Source organism: Dietzia sp. DQ11-71 (genome assembly GCF_014144995.1).
GTDB lineage: Bacteria > Actinomycetota > Actinomycetes > Mycobacteriales > Mycobacteriaceae > Dietzia > Dietzia kunjamensis.
Window position 1 is genome coordinate 1 of record NZ_JAALDT010000257.1, and the last position, 6000, is coordinate 6000.

5 protein-coding genes and 1 pseudogene are annotated in these 6000 nt (G+C 71.9%); 1 reads left to right on the plus strand and 5 read right to left on the minus strand.

Annotated features, from left to right (window positions below):
• From G6023_RS09720 to G6023_RS09740, 5 genes and pseudogenes are all read right to left on the minus strand, one after another.
• A pseudogene (locus tag G6023_RS09720) lies at positions 1 to 294 on the minus strand (DivIVA domain-containing protein); the annotation flags it as partial.
• Positions 295 to 423: 129 nt separating this feature from the next.
• Positions 424 to 897, minus strand: coding sequence for a pantetheine-phosphate adenylyltransferase (gene coaD / locus G6023_RS09725; protein ID WP_096905307.1), 474 nt, complete (start codon positions 895 to 897; stop codon positions 424 to 426).
• A complete protein-coding gene (gene rsmD / locus G6023_RS09730) occupies positions 894 to 1505 on the minus strand; it encodes a 16S rRNA (guanine(966)-N(2))-methyltransferase RsmD (RefSeq protein WP_182635208.1) in 612 nt (203 codons plus the stop codon). Before rsmD ends, coaD begins: the two co-directional genes overlap by 4 nt.
• Before the next feature lie 20 nt (positions 1506 to 1525).
• The gene (gene recG / locus G6023_RS09735; RefSeq protein ID WP_182635210.1) at positions 1526 to 3799 is read right to left on the minus strand and encodes an ATP-dependent DNA helicase RecG; all 2274 of its coding nucleotides are present in this window, start codon (positions 3797 to 3799) and stop codon (positions 1526 to 1528) included.
• Complete coding sequence (locus G6023_RS09740; RefSeq protein WP_182635213.1) at positions 3796 to 5514, minus strand: fatty acid kinase ATP-binding subunit FakA; 1719 nt, start codon at positions 5512 to 5514, stop codon at positions 3796 to 3798. The genes recG and G6023_RS09740 overlap by 4 nt, the downstream gene beginning before the upstream one ends.
• Positions 5515 to 5641: 127 nt before the next feature.
• On the opposite strand from G6023_RS09740, the gene G6023_RS09745 reads away from it, so the two are divergent.
• A partial coding sequence (locus tag G6023_RS09745; RefSeq protein ID WP_241727789.1) for an enoyl-CoA hydratase-related protein occupies positions 5642 to 6000 on the plus strand: 359 nt, incomplete at its 3' end.

A 6000-nucleotide genomic window follows, 5' to 3' on the forward strand; every position in this document is an offset into this window, starting at 1 on the left:
GTCGGCGAGCATGGCGTCCGCGTCCTCGCGCGCCTCGCGCAGGGTGCGGTCCGCCTCGGCGTCGGCGGCGGCGACCGTCTCGCGGGCGGTGGCATCGGCCTCCGCGAGCACCCTGTCGCGCTGGTCCAGCACGTCCTGGGCGTCGTCGAGTTCGCCGGGGAACGAGTCACGGATGTCGTCGAGCAACAGCAGGGACTCGTGCCGGGGCACCACGCAGTTCGCGGTCATGGGCAGACTGCGGGCGTCCTCGATCATCGCGTTCAGCTCGTCGAGGGCCTGGAACACTCGGTACACGCTCGTCCCTTCACCGGATCGTCACTCTTGCCCCACCAGTGTGCCCGCAACACAGGTCGCCGGGCCGGTGCGTGGGCGGTGTGTCCGGTAGGTCCGGCGGGCCGACGCCGCTTGCCCCGCCCCTCCCCGTCAGCCCAGGCGCTCCGTCAGGGCGCGGGCGACCGGCTCCGGCAACAGGTGGGACACGTCGCCGCCGAGTCGGGTGACCTCGCGGCACAGCGAGGAGGAGACGAACGCCAGGTCGGCCCGGGTGGGCAGGAAGACGGTGTCGATCTCGGCGATCGAACGGTTCATGTGGGCCATCGGCAACTCGTAGTCGTAGTCGGTGGAGTCGCGCAGACCCTTGATCACCGCGGTGGCACCCTGATCGCGGCAGTAGTCCACGAGCAGTCCGTAGAAGCTGTCCACCCGCACCCCGGGAATGTCGGCACAGACCTCGTCGATCATCGCCTTGCGCTCGTCGATCGAGAAGGTGCCCTGCTTGTTGGGGTTGGCGACCACGCACACGATCACGTCGTCGAACAGCGCGGCGGCTCGCCGGATGATGTCGAGGTGCCCGAGGGTCACCGGATCGAAGGAGCCTGGGCACACGACGGTGGTCATGGGGCGACCGTATCAACAGGCCGGGCCATCTCCACGGCGGTCTCGCCGTAGGTGCGCTCGAACACGACCTCGTACCCGCCCGGCCACCGCACGGCCGGGTCCCGCTTCGACCGCTCCCACACGACGAGCGCGTCCTCCGCGAGCCACCCCCCGGCGAGCAGGGCCTCCAGCACCGGTTCGTCCAGCTCCGCTGACCGCTCGTACGGAGGGTCGGCCAGGACGAGGTGGAATCCGCCCTCGAGGGGGCACCGGCCACGGACCGCGGCGGGTAACGCCGCGCGCTTCACGGTGAGGCGGAGCGGGGACGACGACGATGAGGACGACGACGACAACGACGACGACGCGCCCGCCGTGTTCTTCTTCAGGCACGCCACCGCGCGCTGGTTCTCCTCGACGAACCACGCCACGTCGGCTCCCCTGGAGACAGCCTCGAACCCGAGTGCGCCGGAGCCCGCGAACAGGTCGAGAGCGGCGGCGCCGTCCAGGTCGATCCGACTTCCGATGGCACTGTAGAGCGCCTCGCGGACACGGTCCGTGGTGGGCCTGGTGCCGGCCGGCGGCACGGTGATCGTCAGCCCGCGCAGACGGCCGGAGATGATGCGGGTCATGTCTTCCCTGTGGTCGTGGGTCAGTATCTGAACAGGTAGTCGGATTCCTCGGAACCGGCCAGGCGGCGGACCCGCTCCGCGAGCGCCGGGTGGGCGTGCAGCCCCGGGTCGGACTCCAGGATCTGTTCGGCGTGGCGCCGGGCGATCTCGATCACCTCACCGTCGTCCACCACCGACAGCAACCGCAACGCCGAGAGGGCACCGGACTGGGCGTCCCCGAGGACATCGCCCTCGCGGCGCTGCACCAGGTCCAACTGCGCCAGCACGAAGCCGTCCGTCGTGGCCGCCACGGCATCGAGCCGCTCCATCGAGCGACCCCCGGTGCGGGAGTTGGTCACCAGCAGGCACAGGCCGGGCAGTCCGCCCCGACCGACGCGGCCACGCAGCTGGTGCAGCTGACTCACGCCGAAGCGCTCGGCGTCCATGACCACCATGACGGTGGCCTGGGGAACGTCCACACCGACCTCGATCACGGTCGTGGAGACGAGGACGTCGAGAGCGCCGGCCGCGAACGCCGCCATGGTGGCGTCCTTCTCCTCCGGCGGGAGTCGGCCGTGCATGAGTCCGATCCTCAGTCCCGCCAGGGGCCCGGTGGAGAGGTGCTCGTGCAGCTCCACGGCAGCGGCCAACGGCGGTCGGTCGCTGCCGTTGTCGTCGTCGCCCTTGTCGGCGCCGCCGCCCTTCTCGGGGTCGTCGGCGTCGATCCGCGCGCACACCACGTACGCACGGTGGCCGGCCTCCACCTCCTCGCGCACCCGCTCCCAGGTCCGCTGGAGCCACCGCGGCTTCTCCCTCGCCGGGACAACGGAGGTGGAGATGGGGCGACGCCCCCCGGGGAGCTCCTGGAGCTCGGACACCTCCAGGTCCCCGAACACGGTCATGGCGATGGTCCGCGGGATCGGGGTCGCGGTCATCACCAACAGGTGGGGAACCAGTCCCTCGCGCCCCTTGGCGCGCAGTCGGTCGCGTTGCCGAACGCCGAAGCGGTGCTGCTCGTCGACCACCACCAGGCCGAGGTCGAAGAAGTCCACCGTGTCCTGGATCAACGCGTGGGTCCCCACGATGATCCCGGCCTCCCCGGTGACGATGTCGAGCAGGGCCGCGCGCCGCTGGGCCGTGGACATCGACCCGGTGAGCAGCACCACGCGGGTGGCCTGCTCGGCCGCTCCCAACCTGCCGCGCTCACCGAGATCGCCGAGCATCGCAGTCAGTGAACGGTGATGCTGGACCGCCAGGACCTCGGTGGGGGTCAGCATCACGCACTGCCGCCCGGCGTCGACCACCTGGAGCATCGCCAACAACGCCACCACGGTCTTGCCCGAGCCGACCTCGCCCTGCAGGAGCCGGTTCATGGGCTCGTCACGGGTCAGGTCCGCCGAGATCTCCTCCAGTACCGACGCCTGTCCGCCGGTGAGCTCGAACGGCATCCGGGCCTCCATGGCCGCGCGGAGCCCGTCCCCGCGCACCGGGCTGGCCGGCGCCGGGTCCCGCGCGGCGAACCGGCGCCTGGCGCCGAGCAGCAACTGCAGCGCGAGTGCCTCGTCGAAGCGCAGCCGGTACCCGGCCCGATCCTTGTCCCGGGAGTTCTCGGGTAGGTGGGCCTTACGCAGTGCCTCGTCGAGGTCCATGAGGCCCGCCACCGACCGGACCGTGTCGTCGAGCGGGTCGACCACCGGCACCAACGCCCGCAGGGTGGTGACCACCGCGCCGAGCAGGTCCCAGGAGGTGACCCCCTCCTTGGCCGCGTACACGGGCAGCAGTGGCCGGTCGAACAGGCTCGGTCCGCCCTCGGCGTCGATCTCCGCGGCCAGGCGGGCCAGCGCCGCGAGGTCGCCGGACCCCTTGAGCTGGCCGCCGGGGCCGGTCACCGGACGCAGGACGAGGAACTCGGGATGCTTGAGGTCCAGTGACCGGCGGAAGCGGGAGACGGTGCCGTCGAACATCGCCAGCGTCCCCACCGGGAGCATGAACTTGATCTTGCGCCCGGCGAAGAACACGACCCGGAACGTGGTGTCGCCGTCCTCGACCGTCAGCGTGAGCATCTCCCGCGTCTGCCGCTGCTTGGTCTGGTAGGTGCGGGTCTGCGCGGTGGTGACCTTGCCGATCACCGTGACCCGCTCGCCGTCGACCAGTTCCCGCTTGTCGTAGCGCTGCCCGTGCTGGCGGTAGCGGCGCGGCAGAGTGTGCAACAGGTCGCCGACGCTGCGGTGCCCGAACGCGGCGGTGATGCGCTCCGCCAGCCCGGGGTCGAGGACCTCGGCGAGCGGGGTGTCCGTGGTGGCCAGAGAGGTCATTCGACCCCGACTTGGGCCACGGCCCGCCCGGGGCCGGCGGCGTACCCGACCACCTCGATGTCGGGGTGGGAAGACCGCACGCGGGACAGCGCCGACTCGGTCGCCGCCTCGTCGTAGGCGTCACCGAACAGTACGGTGACGAGTTCGCCTCCGGAGGACAGCACCCGGTCGACGAGCGCACACACCGCGTCGACCGCGTCGGACTCGATCAGTGCGACGTCGTGCCCCACCACGCCGAGCAGGTCGCCGGCGGTGCACCGACCCACCAGGGTCAGCGCGTCCTGCTCCGCCCGGATCAGGTGGGCGTGCCGGGTCCCGGCCGCGGCGTCGGCCATGGAGAACCCGTCCAGCGACAGGGTGGTCGTGGGGTCGTGCACCGCCAGGGCGGCCAGGCCCTGGACCACGGATCCGGTCGGCAGGATCAGTGCGTGACCCTCGCCGTCGCGCAGCGCGGCGTCGATGGCGCCGATCTGGTCGCGGGACAGTTCGCCGTTGGGGAGGACGAGGAGCTCGTCGGCGTCGACGGCGAGCACCGCGTCGATCACGCCCTCCCCGTCGTCCCCGGGGTCGACGGTCTCCGCCCCGGCCTCGGAGAACAGGTCGGCCAGAGGCCCCTCCGGCACGATGGCGACGACCTTGCGCAGCCCGGGGTCGCCGGTTCGCGCGTCCGAACCGAGCGGGTCCCCGGCGTCGTGGGCCCGGTGCTGCCCGGGTCGATCGCCCGCGGGGTCGAGCATGTCGGTCACCCGGATCTCGGTGACCCGCCCGAGCGACAGGGCCGCCTCGATCGCGGCGCCGATGTCGTCGGTGTGGACATGCACCGCCCACCTGGCGTTGGCTCCGGAGCCACCGTCGCCGACGACACCCACGCTGTCGCCCACCATCCGGAGTGCGGTCCGCAGCTCGTCGGCGCGCGCGTCGTCGGAGTGGGTGAGGGAGTACATCACCTCGTAGCGGGTCCCGGCGTCCTCGTGCGGTTCGTCCGTATCGTGCCCGGGCGTTGACGACGCCTCTGCGCCGTCCTTCGGGATGAAGTAGTCCGGCCGTTCGGGGGTCTGACCCGCCAGGATCTCGACCATGGCGTCCAGCAGGACGAGCAGCCCACGCCCGCCGGCGTCGACGACGCCGGCCCTGCTCAGCGCGGGCAGTTGTGACGTGGTCCTGTCGAGCGCCTCGGCGCCGGCGTCGGCGGCCACGCGGGCCACCTCGACCAACGAGGAGGCGGAGGACCGTCCGGCCGCGGTCGCGGCCTCCCGCAGGACCGTGACGATGGTCCCCTCGACCGGCTCGCTCAACGCGTGGTCCACGAGGGTCACCGCGGTCCGCAGTGCGCGCCGGTAGGTGGAGGCGTCGACCACGGTGAAGGTCGCCGCCTCGCCGACCGCCCGCAACACCTGCGATAAAATCACGCCGGAGTTCCCCCGCGCACCGTGCACGGCCCCGTGGCCCAGCGCGACGGCGATCTCGCGGGCGCCGGCGGTGCCCCCGCCCTCGGAGATCCACGCGTCCTCGCCCTCGGCCCGGTCCACGGCCGCCCGCATGGTGTAGAGCAGGTTCGTTCCGGTGTCGGCGTCGGGGACCGGGAAGACGTTGAGGGCGTTGATCTCCTCGCGGCGGGCGGCGAGCTGCTCGACGCACCGCCGGGCCCACGTGAGCAGCCCGTGCGCGTCGAGGGTCGACGGACGTTCCTCGACACGTGTCGACTCCTGCGTCATCACCCCTCCTCACCGCGCGCCCACCCCTGCAGCCATCTTCCCTGTCGGCCCGGCCAAGCCTAGTACCCTCTGCACTCGACAGCCGTCCGACTAGCCGAGACGGCCGACACGACCCGGGAGCACCACGATGACCGCAGACCTCACCGCCACCCCCCTCGTCACTCTCACCGACGGGGTACTCACGCTCCCGGTCTCGCTGGAGGGCAAGGGCAACTCACTCGATTCCGACGCGGTCGACCAGGCGGCCATCGCCCTCCGTGCGCTCCTCGACGGCGAGATCGACGCCGGGTCGGTCCTGCTGGTGGGCCTGGGCAAAAATTTCTGCAACGGCGGCAACGTCCCGGGCTTCGCCGCGGCCGAGGACCGTTCGGAGCACGTGCGGGAGCTCGCGGACCGGCTGCACGGGGTCGTCCGGATGCTCGACGAGGTGACCGTGCCCGTGGTCGCCGCGGTCGCGGGGTGGGCGGCCGGCGCCGGCGCCTCGCT

Coding starts and splice junctions, on each gene's coding strand:
- coaD (WP_096905307.1), bottom strand. CDS start 897: ATGACCACCGTCGTGTGCCCAGGCTCCTTCGATCCGGTGACCCTCGGG.
- rsmD (WP_182635208.1), bottom strand. CDS start 1,505: ATGACCCGCATCATCTCCGGCCGTCTGCGCGGGCTGACGATCACCGTG.
- recG (WP_182635210.1), bottom strand. CDS start 3,799: ATGACCTCTCTGGCCACCACGGACACCCCGCTCGCCGAGGTCCTCGAC.
- G6023_RS09740 (WP_182635213.1), bottom strand. CDS start 5,514: ATGACGCAGGAGTCGACACGTGTCGAGGAACGTCCGTCGACCCTCGAC.